Source organism: Natranaerobius trueperi, assembly GCF_002216005.1.
GTDB lineage: Bacteria > Bacillota > Natranaerobiia > Natranaerobiales > Natranaerobiaceae > Natranaerobius_A > Natranaerobius_A trueperi.
In genome coordinates this window covers 1-339 of record NZ_NIQC01000105.1, presented here as the reverse complement: position 1 = coordinate 339, position 339 = coordinate 1, and the positions used below count along the sequence as shown (strand labels likewise).

Annotated in this window: 1 other RNA gene; it reads right to left on the bottom strand. The window is 65.2% G+C overall.

Annotated features, from left to right (window positions below):
- Positions 1-3: 3 nt before the first annotated feature.
- Positions 4-329: RNase P RNA component class A (gene rnpB / locus CDO51_RS13305), an RNA gene on the bottom strand.
- Between the last annotated feature and the right edge of the window lie 10 nt (positions 330-339).

Genomic DNA, 339 nt, shown 5'->3' with positions numbered 1-339 from the left:
GGGCCGATAAGCCGGGTTCTGTCGTGGGCGACCATTCCTCTAGGCCAGCACTTGCGCACTGGCTCCAGCAGCCTACCCGCGTGCAGCACGGGCCGTGCTATGGCACGCCTATTTGGCCTTGCTCCAGACGGGGTTTACCCTGCCACTTCCGTTGCCGGAAGCGCGGTGCGCTCTTACCGCACCTTTTCACCCTTACCGGCGCTTGCGCGCTTGGGCGGTATCTTTTCTGTGGCACTTTCCGTAGGCTCGCGCCTCCCGGCCGTTAGCCGGCGTCTTGCCCTATGGAGCCCGGACTTTCCTCCCCGGATTGCTCCGCAGCGGTCGCCTGGGTCCGAAGAG